The organism is Amycolatopsis sp. NPDC051373 (assembly GCF_040689465.1).
GTDB lineage: Bacteria > Actinomycetota > Actinomycetes > Mycobacteriales > Pseudonocardiaceae > Amycolatopsis.
In genome coordinates, this window is sequence record NZ_JBFBAE010000046.1 from 36714 (window position 1) to 55242 (window position 18529).

The following is an 18529-nucleotide window of genomic DNA, read 5'->3' on the forward strand; positions in this document are numbered from 1 at the left end:
CCTCGCCAGGGGCCGGTACCTCTCCCCCGGTGCGCCAGCGCCCGGGGTACCCCGTCCTACATTTACATTTGGTGCACCGGCGGCCCCCGGGCCGCCGCGGCCCGCGGCGACGACGAAGCGGTCGACCGCCTGACCGACCAGATCATTCGCTGGGCCACACCCCGGGGAGTGGGGGCAGCACTGCACTGCGCCCGGCACGTCCGCACAGTGGCCGAATCCGGCCGCGGTGACTTCGAAAGCGCCTACCAGAACGCGACGGCGATCAGCTCAGCCGGTACGTTCGCCTCCCACGTGCCGCATGCGTTGTGGGTGGCGCTGGACGTCGTCGAAGCCGCGGTACGGACCGATCGGCACAGCGCCGCCGCCGCTCACGTGCGGGCCATGCGGGAGGCCGACATCGCTGCGCTGTCCCCGCGGCTCAGCCTGCTTGCCGCCGGTTCGGCGGCGTTGTGCGCCACCGACGACACCGAGGCGGTGCGCCTGTTCGAGGAGGCGCTGGAGAGGCCGGGCGTCGAAAGGTGGCCGTTCGATCTGGCCCGGGTGCAGTTGGCGTATGGGGAACGGCTGCGACGCGCCCGGGCGAACGCCGACGCCCGAGAGCCGCTGCGTCTGGCGTACGACGCCTTCACGCTGCTCGGCGCCGTACCCTGGGCGGACCGTGCCGCCAAGGAGCTCCGTGCCACCGGATGGGGCGCACCGAGAACCACGGCGAGCGGCGAAGTGCTCACACCCCAGGAGCGGGAGATCGCGGATCTCGCGGCTTCCGGCTTGAGCAACAAACAGATCGCCGAGCGTCTGTACCTCTCGCACCGGACCATCGGCGCACACCTGTACCAGATCTTCCCGAAGCTTGGGATCACCTCCAGAGCTGCACTTCGCGACGCGCTCGAGGCCCTGGAGGAATGACACCGCCACAGTTGAACGACGAGCCGGCGAACCCCTCGTCAACCGGGCCAGGTTTACCGCCCTACCGCACGGCGCCCTGGTCGGATGCGGTGCTGGGCCGGCCAGGAGCGATCCTCAGTGGACGGGTGCCTTTGGGGCTGCCGACGACAGCCGCGATGGCCTGGGCCGCGATGGCGACCTCCGCGCCCGTGAGCGCGTGCTCGGCCAGCTTCGAGTCCACCCGGTGGACCAGGCCGGGGTATCGGCCTTCATAGGCTTGAACCGTCTCGGCGTCGTCCGGATGGACTGTGCGAACGCGCGGGCCGGTCTCGGGGACCAGGAAACGAGGGACGACGATCGTGGTCTCGACTCCGAACTCGGTCAGCTCCCGGGCGTAACTCGCGGCGAGATGGTCGATCATCGTGACTGCTTCGGAGTGCAGCGCGAGGTAGGGAGCGCCCTCGGCATCGTGGTTCGCCGGCACCACCCACACCAGCAGGCCTTCCTGCCGCTCACGCATCTGCGGCAGCACGGAACGGTTGACGCGCTGCGTGGACAGCACATGCGCGTCGTAGATCTGCGCCAGCTGGTAAGGGGTGAAGGATTCGAGCGGCCCGCGGGGCACCGGGCCGACGGCGTGGACCACTGCGTCGATTCTTCCGGCTTCCGCCAAGATGTGACCGACCGCGGTCGAGACCGAGCGCTGGTCGGCCACGTCCAACGAGATGGGGCGCAGGCGCGCGCCGTGGCCGCTGGGCTCGGCGAGGCGGCCGGCTGGGTGGACGACAGCCGGGCTGATCCCCGCGTACGCGGTGTGGCCTGAACCGGCCAGCGCATTGGCGGTGGCGGCTCCGAGCTCACTGGAAGCCCCGGTAACAAGGACGATCTTTGACATGCTGCTCCTCGTCACCCTTCGGCAGATCATGGAAGCGGCGCGGCGACCGAGAACGGCGGGCGCAGGCCGGCTCACCATTCACCAGCGCCCGCTCGGCTGTCGCATCAGTGTCGGCAGGACGGAATCTCTTCGCATGAGTCGAATGACTGTCAGCGAGACTGTGCCTCATTGATCGGCCCTGCGCACGTGAAATGCGCAGGCAATGCCGATTGCACGGTGACGGATACGGGGATGTCCGTCGATCGCCGGCCCCGGTGGGCCCTCAATCGGTTCAGTGTACGCGAAGATCATCGTGAAATCTGAATTCGTCACCTCGTCCTGACTGCGCCGACCTGCGCATAAAGCGGTGGCACGGAGGAATGACTGCCTGGTGCGGAGTGTCGCGCTGCCCGGCGGTGGTCTTCCGACGGAAGCGGCTCCCCGCCGATCCACGAGAGGCTGTCGGACGGCGCCAGGAAGCGAATTCCCCTCGAAGAGCGCGGAGCCACCGCGCAAGAAAGGCAAGACATGGCAGCGAGTTTTGTGCAGGCACCCGGCGAGACGGTGGACGTCGGCGGAACGCCGTTCGCGTACCGCGAGTTGAGGCCGACCGCCGGCGTGCCGCTGGTGTTGCTGAACCACATCACCGCGGTGCTGGACGACTGGGACCCTGCCCTGGTCGACGGCTTGGCAGCTGAGCGACGCGTCATCGTGGTGGATCTCCGGGGCGTCGGCGCCTCCGGTGGCACCACCCCCGACAGCATCGAGGCGATGGCCGCCGACACCGTGGCCTTCCTGGAAGCTTTCGGGCTGGACACGGTCGATCTGCTGGGCTTTTCCCTGGGCGGCATGGTGGCCCAGTCGGTCGCCCAGCAGCGACCCGATCTGGTCCGTCGGATCGTTCTGGCCGGCACCTCGCCCGCCGGTGACGAAGGGCCTGCCGGTTGGGGCGCCGGGCTGCAAAGCGCCTTCGGACGGTCGGCCACTGAAGGCAAACACCCCAAGTACTTTCTCTTCTTCTCGCCGACGTCCCGCGGCGAGGCAGCCGCGAACGCGTTTCTCGCTCGCCTGGACGAGCGCACCGAGGACCGCGACACGCCCGTGACGGACGAGACGATCGGTGCCCAGTTGACCGCGGCCACGAAATGGGAGCAGGGCACCTCACCCGCCGGTCTGGCCGACGTGGACAAGCCCGTCCTGGTCGTCAACGGCGACAACGACATTCTGGTGCCGACGATGAGTTCGTTCAACCTCGCGCAGCTACTGCCCGACGCCACGTTGAGCATCTACCCCCACGCGGGTCACGGTGGGATTTTCCAGTACCACGAGCTGTTCGTCCAGCAGGTGCTGGAGTTCCTCGGCGAATGACAGGCCGCCACGGTGCCGTCGGCGATCGGCACCGTGGCCGCTCTCACCGGTCCCCCCGCCCCCTGTCGAGCACCAGCCATGACCATCGAAGGACGGCAACGCCATGTCCGCCAGCGATTCCCACTCCATCCAGACCTTCCCGCACGAGGTGGTCCGCCTGACCATCCCCGTCACGACAACCTTTTCGGATTTCCGAGACAGCTACGAGCGGGCGGTACCGGCGCTTCAGGCAGACCGATACGAGCAGTTCAAAAGGGAACAGGCCAGCTGGGACCTCGTCCGGCAGGCCACTGAGGAAAACGCCCCGCACAGCTTCATCAGGTACTGGGGCACCGATGTCGCGTCTCTGATGGAGTTGGCCGCCGAATCGCGCCCGTGCGTGGAGTACCTGATGGGCAATCACGTTTTCGCCCAGCGCATGTTCCGGCACGACCCCGCGGTGATGCTCTACGCGCCGTTGCGCACCGCGATCTACGTGGACCACGACGACCGCACCTGGTTCACGATCGATCAGCCCAGCACCCGATTCGACAGTTTTGACGACCCGCGGATCTCACAGGTGGGGCGCGAACTCGACGCCAAGCTGGCCGCCCTCCTCGAGCACCTCGGCCTGCCGGTGCCGGCCGAATTGCGCTGACGCCCACAACAACTGACGATCAGCGAGCAATCCGGACCGACCCTGCGCGCAGGGCGCGGGCTTTGCGACGACCAGGAAAGCCGTTGCGGCGGTAGGTGCGTACGCAGCCGGCACCGCTGACGAGGTGGCGAATCAGATCATTCAGTACGGCTGGGAGACCGAAGTCGCACTCGCGGCGGGCTGAGGCCACCGCCAAGATCATCCCGCGGTCGGCAGCGCGACAGCTAGGGCGCGACTCGGGCACGTAACCGACCATTGTGGACGGTTAACGAATCGAAGAATCTCTTCCACCTAAAACAAATCCCCAGGCCGGAAGCGATCCGAACCTGGGGAATGAGGGTGCGCCATCAGGGACTCGAACCCCGAACCCGCTGGTCAAGGGGTCGGAACCTTGGTGTGTCGGATGGTGTCGAGTGATGCCGGACGAGATCGTTTCCGCTGCTCAGCGTCGGCTGTGGTCGCATGCTGGTGTCGGCAGGTGTCGTCGAGTGTTGTCGCGGTTCGGGCTTCTCGGGCTCGCCGGTGCCGGACTGTATCGTGGAGTTGTAGGTGCCGTAGGCGCTTTCCCTGGAACGAAATGCGAGCATCGAGGTGGTTGTTCGCGACCGTGCGGCGCTGATCGCAGTTCGCATAGTCGGCAGGGTTTTCGTCGGCACACTGGTGCTGGCGGTCGTCGTTGGTTCGGCGCCGGCGTTGAACGTGTTGCGGGTGACGGTGGCAGCGTGCCTGGCTGCTGGTGCTGCTGGCGGTCGTGCTGTTCGCGACCCTGGCCCCGGACGTCGCCGCTGCCCGCGGCCGGCCGGTGCGGCTGATCGGGTTCGGTTTCTCGCCCTCGTCGGCGCTTGCACCGCTGAAGCCGCGCAGGCGGTCGGGGCACTGCTGCTGCTCGGCCTCGCCGCCCGCGCCGGAGCGGCCGTCCGGCTGGCCACTCGCCCCTACCGGGCACTGGGCCCGTCCGTGGTGCTGGCCGTCGTGGACATGTGGGCCGACCTGATGTTGAGCTACACAGTCCCGAACCTGCTACCCAGCTTCGCCAGCCGGCTTCGCCCATCCGTGACAGCTCTTTTGGTGCTCCTCGTGGTGTGGTGGAGCGGTAGGCTCCGTCCATGGACGAGACTCCGGACATCAAGCCGCGCAGTCGCGACGTCACGGACGGCCTGGAGCGCACCGCCGCGCGCGGGATGCTGCGGGCCGTGGGCATGGGTGACGACGACTGGGTGAAGCCCCAGATCGGTGTCGCTTCTTCGTGGAACGAGATCACGCCGTGCAACCTGTCACTGGACCGGCTGGCGAAGGCAAGCAAGGACGGCGTGCACGCCGCGGGTGGCTACCCGCTGGAGTTCGGCACGATCTCGGTGTCCGACGGTATCTCGATGGGCCACGAGGGCATGCACTTTTCCCTGGTGTCGCGTGAGGTGATCGCGGACAGTGTGGAGACCGTGATGCAGGCCGAGCGGCTGGACGGCTCGGTGCTGCTGGCCGGCTGTGACAAGTCGCTGCCGGGAATGCTGATGGCGGCCGCCCGGCTCGACCTCGCCAGCGTGTTCCTCTACGCCGGTTCGATCCTGCCCGGCCGGGTCACGCTGTCGGACGGCGGCGAGCGCGAAGTCACGATCATCGACGCGTTCGAGGCAGTCGGTGCCTGCGCCAAGGGTCTGATGAGCCGCGCGGACGTCGGACTGATCGAGCGCGCGATCTGCCCCGGCGAAGGCGCGTGCGGCGGGATGTACACGGCGAACACGATGGCCAGTGCGGCCGAGGCACTGGGTATGTCGCTGCCCGGCAGCGCGGCTCCGCCGGCGACGGACCGGCGGCGTGACGGGTTCGCGCGGCGGTCCGGTCAGGCGGTGGTCGAGATGCTGCGCAAGGGGATCACCGCTCGGCAGATCATGACCCGGGAGGCGTTCGAGAACGCGATCGCCGTGGTGATGGCGTTCGGCGGCTCCACCAACGCGGTGCTGCACCTGCTCGCCATCGCGCACGAGGCAGAGGTACCGCTCAGCCTGGACGACTTCGCGCGGATCGGTGCACGGGTGCCGCACCTGGCCGACGTGAAACCGTTCGGACGGCATGTGATGACCGACGTCGACCGCATCGGCGGCGTGCCCGTGGTGATGAAAGCGTTGCTGGAAGTGGATCTTCTGCACGGCGATTGCCTGACCGTGACCGGGCGTACGGTCGCCGAGAACCTGGCCGAGGTCGCGCCGCCGGACCCGGACGGCACGGTGCTGCGCGCGATGGCTTCGCCGATCCACCCGACCGGCGGCATCACGATCCTGCGTGGTTCCCTGGCGCCGGACGGCGCGGTCGTGAAGTCCGCCGGTTTCGACTCGGACGTCTTCACGGGCACCGCCAGGGTGTTCGATGGCGAACGCGCCGCGATGGACGCGCTGGAGGACGGCACGATCATCGCGGGCGACGTCGTGGTGATCCGCTACGAGGGCCCCAAGGGCGGGCCGGGGATGCGGGAGATGCTCGCCATCACCGCGGCGATCAAGGGCGCGGGGCTCGGCAAGGACGTCCTGCTGCTCACCGACGGCCGTTTCTCCGGCGGCACGACCGGCCTGTGCGTCGGCCATGTCGCCCCGGAGGCAGCCGACGGCGGGCCGATCGCTTTCGTCCGCGATGGCGATCCCATCAGCCTCAACGTCGCGACCGGCATGCTGGACGTCGGCGTGGATGCCGCCGAGCTGGCGGCCCGCCGCGCGGGCTGGACGCCACTGCCCGCCCGCTACACTCGCGGCGTGCTGGCCAAGTACTCCAGGCTCGTCGGCTCGGCCTCCCAGGGCGCTGTCTGCGGGTAACGCAGACAGGACTGCGCCCGGCGATCCAGGCGGGACTGCGCCCGGCGATCCGGCCGGGCGCAGCGGCCATGCCCAGACTTCCTTCAGCACCCGCAGGATGTTGCCGTCCAGCACGGCGCGATCTCACTGTCGGAGAGCCCGTCTCGGACCAGCTCCCCACAGATGTTGCCGAAGCTCTCCGTCGGGTTCTCCCATCCGTCCACATAGGGCACTTTCTCGTGGAGCGGTCCGCCTCCTGTCGTCTTGCCGAACAGCTGCCCGAACAGGTGTGCAGGCCGACGTGGTCGCCGTAGAGGGTGTCGGGCCCGAACGCGACGTGCTCGATGCCGACCAGGTCTGCGCAGTACCGGAAATGGTCCATGACCGAATGGATGTCGTGCAGGGGATGGCTATGCGACAAGGTGGTGTGCGGCGCCGCGGACATCCCGATCACCCCACCGGTCTCGGCGACGGCACGTAACACGTCCCAGCAAAACTCGCTGTTCCTCGCTGGACATCACCATCGGCTCAGCCCTCGGGTTCGGCATGCCACACCCAGGCGATGTTCGTGGCGCTCGCGCGGGCCAACTCGTTACGGGAGCGGCCGTCGGCGCCGGCGACGTTCGTACGGATTCGTGGCGTGATGCATGCGGCGTAATGCGACCCGGGTGAGGCTGATCAAGCGGAATCCGGCGCACTTGGTCGAGTTGCCGCCGGGGCGGCGGCCGCGGGCGGTGGTGTGTACGGATGCTCGGTCTGCGGCGTGCTGAGGCGGCGGGGCTTCGGCGGTGTGGTCTTGATCTGGATGTGGGGACCGTGCAGGTTTCGCATCAGGTGCAGGACCGTGGCGGTCGGACTGTCGTGTGCCCGCCGAAGACTGAGGCGAGCGTGCGAACGTTGGCTTTGGACCACGTCCTGAGGCGTGCGTTGCGGAAGCTCGGTACTCGCACCGGTACGGGTCAGCCGTGCGGATTCGTCTTTTCTCGGCCGGGCGGACGACCGTTCAGCCCTTGCTACCTGACGCACACGTTCACCCGGCTTGTCGCGGAGGCTGGGTTGCCGCCGATCCGGCTGCATGATCTCCGGCACGGCGCGGCCAGTCTCTCGTTGGCTGCGGGAAACGACCTCAAGGTGGTGCAGGCGCTGCTCGGGCACTCGAGCATCGTGCTCACCGCCGATACCTACACGAGTGTCCTGCCGTGCCTGGCGCACCGGGCCGCCGAAGCGACCGCTACCTTCGTGCTGGCCGCGACGCGCCACGATGCCGTAGCACTTCGGCACAGCCGCAAGCAACGTCGTCAGCGAGGGAAGCGCAGGTCCCGGAAAGATCGTGCGTTCAACGGCGGGCACATTCGGTCTCACGCCGGTCCCATCACACGTCGATGGCCACGCCGCACGTCTCGGGCACGGTCGCGCTGATGCGGCAGGCGAACCCCGGCCTCAGCGTGGACGAAACCCTCGACGTCCTCGACGGCACGGCATTCTCCGACGACCGCTACGGCGCACTTCCCAACACCCGCTACGGTGCGGGCCGGATCGACGCGTACGCGGCCGTCGCCGAAGCGTCGCTCACCAGCGGCGTCAGCGGCACGGTGACGGCCGACGGGACGCGGGCGCCCCTGTCCGGCACCACGATCACGGTCAACTCGACCGGCCGCAAGGCCACGACCGACGCAGCGGGGCACTTCACGCTCCGCCTGCCGGCCGGCCGCTAAGACCTCGCGCTGTCCCGCTTCGGTTACTGCGACCAGCACGTGAGCGCCACCGTCGTGGACGACGCGATCGCCGACTTGAAGATCACGCTCCAGCCGACCCCGCGCGGCACGATCACCGGCCGCGTGACCTCCGGCCCGACGCGTTCGGCGGTGCCCGGCGCCACCGTCCGCGTGCTCGGTGTTCCGGACGAGCTCACCGCGGTGTCCGACCGCAACGGCCGCTACACCGTGCCGAACGTCCCCGAGGGCACCTACCAGGTGTCCGCGTCCGCGCCCGGCATCCCGGCCACCGAGCCTCGGCAAGTCGGTGTCACGGGCAAGAAGTCCCACGCCGGCACGGACTTCGCGTTGCCTCGCCCGGCCGCGACCCAGCGGGTCTCGTTGACCGGGACCGGACAGGAGGTCCACGCGGACGCGTTCTGGCCCGCGCTCAGCGGCGACGGCGGCGTGATCGCCTTCGGCGACCTGGCGCCTGACCTCGTGCCGGGCGACACCAACGAGGACGTCGACGTCTTCGCGCGGGACGCCCGCACCGGGATCGTCGAGCGGATGTCGGTCGCCTCCGACGGCACGGGCGCGAACGCGTGGGCCATCAGCCCCACCGTCAGCCCCGACGGCCGGTACGTCGGTTTCCTCAGCGGCGCCACGAACCTCGTGCCGGGTGACACCAACGGTGTGCCCGACGCGTTCGTGCACGACCGCAAGACGGGCAAGACCGAGCGGGTCTCCGTCGGCACCGGCGGAGAGCAGGCGAACCAGTCGTCGAGCCAGCCGACCATGACCTCGGACGACCGCTACGCTGTGTTCCTCAGCACCGCCACCAACCTGGTACCCGGGGGCACCAACGGCCGCCAGGACGTGTTCCTGCGCGACCGCGTCAGCGGCCGCACCGAGCTGGTGTCGGCCGGCGCGGGTGGCGTGTCGGCGGACGGTGATTCGCTCGAGCCGAGTGTTAGCGCCGATGGCCGGTTCGTGGCGTTCGAAAGCGGCGCGGAGAACCTCGTGCCCGGCACCGCGAACACCCACCGCGACGTGTTCGTGCGCGACCGGCGCGCCGGGACCACGGAGATGATCCCGGCGCCCGGCGGAGCCGAGGCCACGCAGCCGTCGATCAGTGCCGACGGCCGCAAGGTCGCGTATGCGATCAGCGGCACCGAAGAGGGTTTCCAGGTGTACGTCTACGACCGGCAGACACACACCACCACTCTCGTGACGCAGGCGTTGGGCGCAGCGGGCGGGGCGAACGCTTACTCCGCCACCCCGCGGATCAGCGCGAACGGCGCGTTCGTGGCGTTCTTCAGCTTCGCCACCAACCTCGTCGCCGGCGACGACGCCTTCTCCGACGTCTACGTGCGCGATCTGCACGCCGGGACGACCGAGAAGATCTCCGGCGGCCAGCACGGCGAATTGGGTGACGCATACAGCGACTTCCCATCGATCAGCACCGACGGCAAGTACGTCGCCTTCGAAAGCGCGGCGACGAACCTCGTCGCCGGGGACACGAACGGCTACTCCGACGTGTTCGTCCACGACCGCACCCCGGGCCCCGAACCGCGCTTCGCTGTGTCGGACCTCGCGGCCGATTCCCACGGCGACCCGCGGATCACGGCGGTGGTGAAGAACGTCGGCGAGCGCTCCGGCTCGTATACGGGCGTGCTCTGGCTCGACGGCACGGTCGCCGGCGAGCAGACGGTGTCCCTCGGCACCGACCGGACGGCGCGGCTGTCGTTCGACCTGCGGAACCTGGCGAGCGGACCGCACATCGCCCGTCTCGGCGGTCTCACGGTGTCGTTCACTGCGGGCCGCTAGTCCCGGGCCGGGAGGGCGGCGCAGCCCTCCCGGCCCGGTTCTTCCGGCGTGACCAGCTCTGGACTTGCTGGTCCATTTTTGGTCGAGAACGGTGGGGTCATGCCGCGTCAACCGGCTCGCGCTAGGGACCATGAACTTCGACACGGCGGGGTTCCACGCCCCAACGGGCAGGACCGCGGACGAAGCCCGGCCGCTCTTCCGGCCGGGGAGTACTTAAGGTCGTGGCGTGCGATCTCATCGGCGTTTCGAGAACCCTCCTACGCTGGCGCACGATGTGGTCGTCGAAACGTTGGAGCGGGCTCTCGGGAACCGGGTGTTTGAGCCCGAGGCGGCGAGTGTGCTGGTCGGAACCGCGCTGAACGACGACGAGCAGACGTTCGTCGAGCGCTGGTGCGTTGAGGTAGGGACGCGGGCCGTGTCGGGCAGCCCCTTGCTCGGGCTGGCCGGCCTGTGCTTGGGACATACCGCTCGGCGGTTCGGTTGTCTCAGCGATGAGGCATTGGCGCTGGCAGCGTCGTTGGCGGCGCGTGCTGAGGCGGACCCGACAGACGTGGACACGCGAGCAATCGCCGGCTTTGACGACGTCCGGGACTTCCTGCACCTTTGGTGACTCGGGCTGCGCGGCATCTCTGAGGTCGACTTCCTGACGGCCGTCGATCGGGTGGAAAGCCGGGGCCAGCATCCGGGATCGACTACGACTCCCGTGCGACATCGCTCGTGCGACTACGTCATCAGCCGCGAGACCCTACAGGACCGATGGCGACTGCAGCTTGATCAGCGGAAGTCGCGGGACGCGGCCGCGAGGCTTTTGAGGTCGAGCGGGGTGACTTGGTCGGCCAGATGGGTGCCGACCGGATCCGGGATGCCGCCCTGCGGCGCCGGGAGCTCGAGCGAGAGCTCGGCGCCGTGCCCAGTGCGGATCCCGAGATCGCGGCCGGCCTCGGCGAAGCGGACCGCGCCGGACATGCCGTCGTGATCGGTCAGCACCACCGCGTCCAGATCCAGCCGCACCGCCTCCTCCACCAGCGCCTCCGGGGAGGAGACACCGTCGAGGAACGAGAAGAAGGAGTGGGTGTGAAGCTCGGCGTAGGACACCCGCGCGGTGCCGGCCTCGGCGGCCGGGTGGCGCACCAGACCCTCGGGCGGGCGGTAGCCATCGCGCTTGCGCGACCACGCCGGCGAATCGCCGCCATCCCCACGCACCGCCGACCCGCTGCGACCGGACGCGATCCGCTCCAGCTCCGACCACGGCATCGGCGGGTTGTTGAACGCCACGACGAACTCCCACGACTCGTGCCGTGGGAAGGCCGATTCCGGGCACCACCAGCTTGCACATCTCGAGGACAACCTGGCTGCGGCGGAGGTTGCTCTGTCCGACGAGGATGTCGCCGCGATCACCCGTCTCGCCCCGGAATCGTAAGCCGTGCGACGTACATCGCGCAGAAGGCGGGCTGCCGCCGCGGCTGCGGGCTGCGCCGCAGTGCCGGCCGCCGTGAGGGACAGTTGGCCAAGCCGGAATCATGATCTCGACAGTCTCCAACCCGGGTGTGCTCTAAGCATTTCCGTGGGCTTGGGCCTCCGCTGTGTCTTGACCGCCCAGTTGAGGAACCCGCACAGCTGTTGTTTGGCGCCTGCGCTGAGGGGCCCGTAGTGGCTGTCGAGCGCGGCCTGAGAGAGCCGGTGCAGTGCCGTGCCAGCACCGGTACGAGTGCTTCGAGCTCGGGCCGGACGGTGCCAGTCTCGTCTTTGAGCCGCTCTCGGGCGACGTCGTCGAGCCTGCATCGCACGCAGACTTTTCGCCGGTAAAGGCGTCCTTGGGCCCCGCATCGGATGCATTCGAAGCCCGCTGGCGCGCGATCATCAAGGAGCACTACGGCGTCGCCGGGGGACGATCGCCGCGCGGTCGATGTTCAGCGACCTGTTCCTAGCCGGCAGCCAGCTGTGGCGGTTCCGCTCGTACGGTCACCCGCACCTGCGTGCCTTGTCCCTCGGCGTCGGCTTGCGTGGCGGCCGCCGCGGTCGTGGTCATCACGCTGGCGTCAGGGGCTTTCGACTATCCGGGCGACCGGGTGAAGTGAACATATTTCGTCCCCCCGCAATGACGCGGCGGATCTCACGCGTGGTACGCGCGGCCGGAACGGTCGCGATCGTGACCATCCTCGGCTCGGCCGCGGCCATCCCACTCAGTGCCGCGGCCGCAGCAACGGCGACTGGAGTGACGTGCCGAGAGGTCACCGTCCCGGTGACCTACACCGGCCGCGCAGGCGACATCGCGGGCACGCTATGCACACCAACCCGGCGGTTCCATCAGCTGGGCCAAAGCCCTGTCATACACGCCCAAGCCCCGAGCTTGCGGACGATCACCTTGGTCGGCATCTTCGACCGCCCGATGCAGTCGGCGGATCCCCCGGCCTCCGCCTCGAGCCCTCGGGTTTTTCGCCCGCCGACAAGGATTCAGCTCTCAGGCGTCGTCGACAACACTCGGTAGCGCCTGGGAGCGATCCCGGTCGTACGTTTGAAAGCGTGGCTAAAGGCGCTCTCCGAGGAGTAGCCGAGCGAGGCGGCAAGCGAACTCACCTGTACGTCCTCCTCGCGCAACGCGCGCATGGCCAGGCGCATGCGCCACTGGTGCAGGTAGGTCAGGGGCGGTACGCCCGCCGTCGACTTGAAACGCGCGGCGAATGTGGTCCGGGACATCGCCGCCGACCGTGCGAGGTCGTCCAGGTGCCAGGGTCGGCCCGGATCCGCGTGCATCAAACGAAGCGCCGGTGCGAGGCGTTCGTCGGCAAGGACCCGGATCCACCCAGGGGGGAGAGCGACGGACTCGGCCAGGTGGCCGCGCAGAACCTCGACGAACAACAGTTGAGCGTATTGCTGCGCGGCGGCGGTGGCACCGGGTCGGAGACTCGCCATTTCCTGGGCGAGCCGGTCGAGCAGCCAGCGCACGGCGGGCGCTTCGGCCCCGCTCGCGCGGATGTGCATCGCGGGCGGAAGGGCGGTGAGCAGCAGGTCCTCGCCGCCCCGGTTGACATCGATGTGGCCACCGAGGACGAGGACCTCCTGATCATCACCGATGCGCACCACAGCACCGGGGTTTTCCTCGAAGAGGTCTGTCCTGTCTGTCGGCTCGAGCGCCGGATCGCTGGCGAGCGCGACCACCTGCCGGTCGTTCAACACGGCCACGTCACCCTCCTCAAGCCGGAGCGGATTCTGCACTCCGTCCGAAGTGAGCCAGCAGGATCCGAGTACGACGGCGATCAGCTTCAACCGGGCCCGCGGCCAGAAACCCAAACCCCAGGCACCGCCGATCGAGAACCCACCCGAGACGACGCAGCGTGCGTCGATGTGTGCAAGCGCATCAGACAAGGGGTCAGCAGCCATAGCCGTACTATGGAGCAAGTAATGCGGACTCTCAAGTATTCATAGTCCTAGGTTGCGGTGGCAGGCTGGAGAAAACCTTCGTTAGACGTGGAGAGATTCATGCCCAGCCCACAACAACCGATCGGGTCCGCCTTCGGCGCCGCATCCACCGCCGCCGATGTCGTCCGGGGTATCGACCTGTCCGGGAAGGTCGCCATTGTCACCGGCGGCCACTCCGGCATTGGCCTGGAGACCACACGTGCGCTGTGTTCCGCAGGCGCGACGGTCGTCGTCCCGGTGCGCTCGCCAGAGCGGGCCCGGACCGCTCTCGACGGAATCGACGGCGTCGAGATCGACCGGCTGGATCTGGCAGACCCGGCTTCGGTGGACAGGTTCGCCGAGGGGTTCCTCGCATCCGGACGGCCCGTGCACATGCTCATCAACAACGCCGGGATCCAGGGCGTACCCCTGTCACGTGACGGGCGCGGCTGCGAGGCGCATTTCGCGACGAACCACCTGGGGCATTTCCAGCTCACCACACGGCTTTGGCCCGCCCTGCGCCGGGCCGGCGGTGCACGGGTGGTCAACGTCTCGGCATGGATCAACCGGATTGCGCCGCTTGCCTTCGACGACATCCACTTCGAACGGCGCGATTACGACGGCCTGCAGGCCTACGGCCAGTCGAAGACGGCCAACTGCCTTTTCTCGGTGGCGCTGGACGAACACGGCGCGGGCGAGGGCATACGCGCTTTCGCCCTGCACCCGGGCCTCATCGTCGGCACCAACCTCAGCCCCTGGATGACGCAGGAACAACTGCGATCGATGGGCCTCATCGACGAGCACAGCGCACCCGTCATCGACCCGGAGAGCGACCGCAAGACACCGCAGCAGGGAGCGTCGACCACCGTCTGGTGCGCGACCAGCCCGCAACTCGACGACATGGGCGGCGTCTACTGCGAGAACAACGAAGTGTCACCGCTGGTCTCGCCCAGCCCAGAGGATGCCGCCCTGATGACCGGACGGACCCAGACGCCTCCCGGTGTGGTGCAGCACTCCATCGACCCACACGCCGCCGCACGCCTGTGGGAGCTGAGCGAGCAGCTCACCGACACCAAGATCTAGTGCCCCTGCCGGCACCGAGGACTGTAATTCGCTCACGCCCGGCACACACATCGCGTCGGCCGGAGGCCCGGGTACCGGGAGGTCTCCGGCCGACAGCGGGTCGGTGGCATGTTGTTCTCGATGGAGCACGAACCGCCACAGATGGCCGCTCAGGGATTCGACTCGGTCGTCGACATCTCCTCCGGCGCCGGCCTGCCGGTTAGCCCGGCCAGGCGGATACTCGGTGTCCGAGAGCCGCCGAAACGCGATCGTCTGACTGTGCTTGCCCAGCCGAGCTTCGTCGCCAGACCACGTTAGCCCGTTGACGGCGGATGCACCGCGCAGGCGGGGCCACAGAATCACGCCGGTGACGCCGGCAGAAAAGGACTATCCCCGATGACTGATCCCGACGTTCCCACGGGCGAAGCAGCCGACAGGCTCGCCATCCGCGACCTGGTCGACGCATGGGCACACTGTGCCGACCGCCGCAAACCGAAAGATCAGGCGGCGCTTTTCGTTCCCGATGGGACCGTGGACGTTTACCAGGGAGACCTCGCGACATCCGAACCGGTCCAACGTCTCCGGGGGCACGCTGAACTCGCCGAAGCCTTCGCCACCCTCGACAACTATGATGTGACCACTCATTTCAACGGGCAGAACACCATCGCCCTCAACGGCGACCGCGCCACCGGCGAAAGCTATTGCCTGGCACACCACCTGTTCCTCGAAAAAGGTCAGCGCACCCTGATGGTCATGTCCATTCGATACCTTGACTCCTTCGCGCGGTACGAGGGCCGCTGGCTGTTCGAGGAGCGGAAGCTGGTCATCGACTGGACCGACAAGCGGTCATCCGCGGAATAGCGACGGTACGGATCGACTGCGGTCTCACCGCCTATACCGGATGGGCACAGCACCCCGCCTCGCGCCGTGATATCCCCTTGATCAGCCAGGGCACCGGAAAGTCGCTCGCCTCGCCCAAATTTCCCAGCCAATCACTCCGCGGCGCGTCACGTCGACGCGAAGGACCCCGTCGCCAGCACCAGACCCAACCCAGTTCCGTGACCGTCTCATTTGAGCATGCCGACGGACACCGCCGGGCGATTTCGGCCCAGTCCAGCGCGAACAGTGACCGAAGGTAAGCAATCTCACAATGCTTCACCACGTTGCCTGCCGACAGCTACGTCGAGTTGACGTGCGACGAGTTGTTCCGTGGTGGTCTCCTGTTTTGCTTCGAGGACAGGGCCCTCGTCATTGATTACTCGTCCGGCTCCGCGGCCGGGGCGATGCATTTGTTCGAACGGTGCGGTATTCGTTGGTTCTGCAGGCGGTCCACACCGGCGGCGAACACATCCTCGTCCGTAACGAAACGGCACGGAATCACGCTGGAGCGACCGTGCGCAAACCTCTCGTGATTTTCGGTGCTCTCGTCCTTCTCGCCGGCTGCGGCGCCCGCGGCTCCGCCACGGAACGTCGCGGTGGATCCGGTGGCGCCGGTGGAGCGGACCTACCTCGCGGCGCTGCTGCATCAGATCGACACTGCGCTCGTCGTCGGGCACGCGAATCGTGCGATCGACAATGGGCGGAACGTGTGCGAGGACCTCGCGCAGGGCAAGGATCGCGCGACCGTGGTCACGAACGCGGCCTCGCGGTTCGGCGCCGACGAATCGGTCGACCAGGCGAAGGCCGAGAAGATCGTCGCGACGATCGAGGCGAGCGGGATCTGCAAGCCGTAGAACAGGCGAGAGCGCCCGGCACGTTTACCCGCTCCACGACGTTGCATCCAACACAACATCGATTCATCTGATTCGGGCATGGGTGCTGATCAGCATCGCGGCCCCGCTGCGGCCAACCGCCGGCACCCCGGCACCCACCCTCACCAGCGAAGGTTCCGTTGACCACCGAGTGCATCAATGTTGCATCCACTCGAATAAATCCCGAACGCGGACGACGGACAGGCGGTGGCGGTATCGACCGAGTTCACAAGCGCGGCCCGCGCGCCTCGACGGTCACGCGAGGCTCGACAGGCCAATAGAGTCGTCGCTCTCCTGGAAGGCCGGCGAAGATGCCGGACATCCACCGCCGCGCGCCCTCAGCGAGCCGGAGCCGAGCTGCCGGCGACGTGAGCGACGCCGACAGCCCGACCGCCCGGACTTGTCCGCGCGGGTCGTCCGGGCCGAGCACCAGCGCTGTCGGGTAGGCGGCATTCCGGGTCACGTTGTGCACCGGCGCTGTCGGGTGGGCTGGGTTCCGGGTCACGCCGAATACCAAGGGCGTCGACGTCTTCGTAGTGGCTGGCGGACTTTGGCCTAAGGGATGTCTCGTAACCGGGTGATGGTCGGTTGGGGGTGTTGGTTGATCATGGTGTGGTGCAGGTGATCTCGGCGTCGCGGTCGGAGTGGATTGCCCCGTTCACGGGGTTGGAGCCGGGCCAGTTCCGTAAGCTGGTGCGGATCGTGGCGAAACGTGGCGGTGACGAGATCGCCGATGGCCGACCTGGTCGTCAGTGGCGCCTTGACCTGGCCGATCGTGTGCTGCTGGTGGCTACGTACTGGCGGACGAACCTGACGATGCGCCAGATCGGACCGCTGTTCGGGGTATCGCATTCGGCGGCGCATCGGGTGATCGACACGATGGGGCCGTTGCTGGCGCTGGCCTCGGTCCGCAAGCGGCGGATCGACGCGATCGCGATCGTGGACGGCACGCTGGTGCCGACGCGGGATCACCGGTTGGCGGCGCCGTCGAAGAACTACCGGTATTCGGCGAACGTGCAGGTCGCGATCGACGCGGACACCCGGTTGGTGATCGCCACCGGCGACGCGCATCCCGGCAACCGCAACGACTGCACCGTTTACCGTGACTCCGGTATCGAGCAGGAACTGGCAGTGCGTCCGGTGATGGCCGACGGTGGCTACCAAGGCAATCCCGAGGTGATCATGCCCTACCGCAAACCTCGTGACCGCAGCGATCTGGCGGACTGGCAGGAAGACCTCAACGCCGACCATCGCAAGATCCGGGCCCGTGTCGAGCACGCGCTGGCGCGGATGAAGTACTGGAAGATCCTGCGCGACTATCGCCGCGCCGCCAGCACGCTGAACGACACGGTCTCCGGCATCGCGCATCTGCACAACATTCTCCTCGCAGACTGATCCGCAACACCAGTCCCACCAACCACAAGAGCAGTTACGAGACATCCCTTAGGGCTCGCGGGGCCGCGAGTTGGCCACGCTGTGGGGTGAACACCCTCGTCCTTGGTCCGTAATGCGAGCCGGAGCGCATCCTGCACCCACAAGTCGAGGAGATTGAGGGGCGCAGGCATACATCGTTGAACTCCGACCAGTATCGAGTTCCGGGATATTTACACCATGAAGTCCGGCCCTCGCTCACGAGCGGGGGCCGGACCTCATGGTGCGGTCAGATCCGCGAGGCAGCTGCTGTCACCTGCGCGACGAACGACAGCACAGCCGCGGCGAGGGAAGCCGGCTGCTCGGCGTGCGGCCAGTGCCCAGCCTGCTCGACGAGTGCTGTGCGCGGTTCGGCGAACCGCGGAATGACTCCGCTGCGGACCATCTCGTCCGTGACGAAGCCGTCGCCCGCTCCACGCACGACGAGTACCGGCCCCCGGTAATTGCTGGGGGCCTCGCCCGCGGGGTCGCCCTTGTTCCACGCGTCGGCGAGCGCGGCAACGACGGGCGGTGGGATCCGTACGCCGGATTCGACGAGCAGGTCGAGTGTTTCGGGGGAATTCGAGACCGACAGCTGAGTCCGCGCGGCGCGCTGGGGGCCGCGTTGCCCGCCAAGAGCGCGGAACGGCGCGATGTCCGCGTCCGGCAGCCGAGTTCCGGCGAGCGGCACCGGTGTCACCAGGACGAGCCCACGCACCGACTCGGCCCGGGTCGCGGCAACTAGTGTCGCGTGTCGTTAGTTGTTTGACGGTTGGGTGGGTGTCAGAATGCGGTATGGCGAATCGACCGGCTGCCGCGCTGTCTCTTCGTGATGG

14 protein-coding genes and 3 pseudogenes are annotated in these 18529 nt (G+C 67.9%); 12 read left to right on the top strand and 5 right to left on the bottom strand.

Annotated elements, in window-relative coordinates; translation table 11 throughout:
• Positions 1-207: 207 nt before the first annotated feature.
• Entirely contained in the window at positions 208-906 is a 699-nt protein-coding gene (locus AB0383_RS47755) for a helix-turn-helix transcriptional regulator (protein ID WP_366191164.1), read from the top strand.
• Positions 907-967: 61 nt separating this feature from the next.
• Here AB0383_RS47755 and AB0383_RS47760 read toward each other — a convergent pair whose 3' ends face one another.
• Positions 968-1780 carry an SDR family NAD(P)-dependent oxidoreductase gene (locus tag AB0383_RS47760; protein ID WP_366191166.1) on the bottom strand — a complete coding sequence of 271 codons (813 nt, stop codon included), beginning with the start codon at positions 1778-1780 and terminating at the stop codon, positions 968-970.
• A 597-nt stretch (positions 1781-2377) separates the two neighbouring features.
• Between AB0383_RS47760 and AB0383_RS47765 the strand changes: the two genes are divergently transcribed.
• The 3 genes from AB0383_RS47765 (at position 2378) to ilvD (ending at position 6568) form a co-directional block, all read left to right on the top strand.
• Positions 2378-3127, top strand: coding sequence for an alpha/beta hydrolase (locus AB0383_RS47765; RefSeq protein WP_364186106.1), 750 nt, complete (start codon positions 2378-2380; stop codon positions 3125-3127).
• A 103-nt stretch (positions 3128-3230) separates the two neighbouring features.
• On the top strand, positions 3231-3764 hold the full coding sequence (locus AB0383_RS47770; RefSeq protein ID WP_366191168.1) for a DUF302 domain-containing protein: 534 nt from the start codon (positions 3231-3233) through the stop codon (positions 3762-3764).
• A gap of 1106 nt (positions 3765-4870) precedes the next feature.
• Positions 4871-6568, top strand: coding sequence for a dihydroxy-acid dehydratase (ilvD, locus tag AB0383_RS47775; protein WP_366191170.1), 1698 nt, complete (start codon positions 4871-4873; stop codon positions 6566-6568).
• Between the two features lie 355 nt (positions 6569-6923).
• Here the strand turns inward: ilvD and AB0383_RS47780 are convergent.
• Positions 6924-6992, bottom strand: a pseudogene (locus tag AB0383_RS47780) (hypothetical protein); the annotation flags it as partial.
• A gap of 302 nt (positions 6993-7294) precedes the next feature.
• On the opposite strand from AB0383_RS47780, the pseudogene AB0383_RS47785 reads away from it, so the two are divergent.
• The 4 genes and pseudogenes from AB0383_RS47785 to AB0383_RS47800 all read left to right on the top strand — a co-directional run.
• Positions 7295-7729: pseudogene (locus tag AB0383_RS47785) on the top strand (site-specific integrase); the annotation flags it as partial.
• 17 nt (positions 7730-7746) lie between these two features.
• Complete coding sequence (locus tag AB0383_RS47790) at positions 7747-8262, top strand: S8 family serine peptidase (protein WP_366191172.1); 516 nt, start codon at positions 7747-7749, stop codon at positions 8260-8262.
• A gap of 39 nt (positions 8263-8301) precedes the next feature.
• Positions 8302-10071 carry a carboxypeptidase regulatory-like domain-containing protein gene (locus AB0383_RS47795; RefSeq protein ID WP_366191174.1) on the top strand — a complete coding sequence of 590 codons (1770 nt, stop codon included), beginning with the start codon at positions 8302-8304 and terminating at the stop codon, positions 10069-10071.
• A gap of 274 nt (positions 10072-10345) precedes the next feature.
• Positions 10346-10681: a hypothetical protein gene (locus tag AB0383_RS47800; protein WP_366191176.1), complete on the top strand. Its 336-nt coding sequence runs from the start codon at positions 10346-10348 to the stop codon at positions 10679-10681.
• A gap of 227 nt (positions 10682-10908) precedes the next feature.
• On the opposite strand, the pseudogene AB0383_RS47805 reads toward AB0383_RS47800, so the two are convergent.
• Positions 10909-11346: pseudogene (locus AB0383_RS47805) on the bottom strand (PHP domain-containing protein); the annotation flags it as partial.
• A 1179-nt stretch (positions 11347-12525) separates the two neighbouring features.
• On the bottom strand, positions 12526-13452 hold the full coding sequence (locus AB0383_RS47810) for an AraC family transcriptional regulator (protein WP_364186113.1): 927 nt from the start codon (positions 13450-13452) through the stop codon (positions 12526-12528).
• Positions 13453-13551: 99 nt separating this feature from the next.
• Between AB0383_RS47810 and AB0383_RS47815 the strand changes: the two genes are divergently transcribed.
• The 4 genes from AB0383_RS47815 to AB0383_RS47830 all read left to right on the top strand — a co-directional run bounded on the left by AB0383_RS47815 (position 13552) and on the right by AB0383_RS47830 (position 17678).
• The gene (locus tag AB0383_RS47815) at positions 13552-14553 is read left to right on the top strand and encodes an SDR family NAD(P)-dependent oxidoreductase (protein WP_364186115.1); all 1002 of its coding nucleotides are present in this window, start codon (positions 13552-13554) and stop codon (positions 14551-14553) included.
• 375 nt (positions 14554-14928) lie between these two features.
• Entirely contained in the window at positions 14929-15393 is a 465-nt protein-coding gene (locus AB0383_RS47820; protein ID WP_364186117.1) for a nuclear transport factor 2 family protein, read from the top strand.
• A gap of 614 nt (positions 15394-16007) precedes the next feature.
• Positions 16008-16265: a DUF732 domain-containing protein gene (locus AB0383_RS47825; RefSeq protein WP_366191179.1), complete on the top strand. Its 258-nt coding sequence runs from the start codon at positions 16008-16010 to the stop codon at positions 16263-16265.
• Between the two features lie 633 nt (positions 16266-16898).
• The gene (locus tag AB0383_RS47830; protein ID WP_366191181.1) at positions 16899-17678 is read left to right on the top strand and encodes a transposase family protein; all 780 of its coding nucleotides are present in this window, start codon (positions 16899-16901) and stop codon (positions 17676-17678) included.
• Positions 17679-17943: 265 nt separating this feature from the next.
• On the opposite strand, the gene AB0383_RS47835 is transcribed toward AB0383_RS47830, so the two are convergent.
• Entirely contained in the window at positions 17944-18393 is a 450-nt protein-coding gene (locus AB0383_RS47835; RefSeq protein WP_366191183.1) for a hypothetical protein, read from the bottom strand.
• Between the last annotated feature and the right edge of the window lie 136 nt (positions 18394-18529).

What these genes read in the sequence shown, in the direction of transcription:
- AB0383_RS47760 (WP_366191166.1), bottom strand. Translation starts at nt 1,780, where the DNA reads ATGTCAAAGATCGTCCTTGTTACCGGGGCTTCCAGTGAGCTCGGAGCC.
- AB0383_RS47770 (WP_366191168.1), top strand. Translation starts at nt 3,231, where the DNA reads ATGTCCGCCAGCGATTCCCACTCCATCCAGACCTTCCCGCACGAGGTG.
- ilvD (WP_366191170.1), top strand. Translation starts at nt 4,871, where the DNA reads ATGGACGAGACTCCGGACATCAAGCCGCGCAGTCGCGACGTCACGGAC.
- AB0383_RS47810 (WP_364186113.1), bottom strand. Translation starts at nt 13,452, where the DNA reads ATGGCTGCTGACCCCTTGTCTGATGCGCTTGCACACATCGACGCACGC.
- AB0383_RS47815 (WP_364186115.1), top strand. Translation starts at nt 13,552, where the DNA reads ATGCCCAGCCCACAACAACCGATCGGGTCCGCCTTCGGCGCCGCATCC.
- AB0383_RS47820 (WP_364186117.1), top strand. Translation starts at nt 14,929, where the DNA reads ATGACTGATCCCGACGTTCCCACGGGCGAAGCAGCCGACAGGCTCGCC.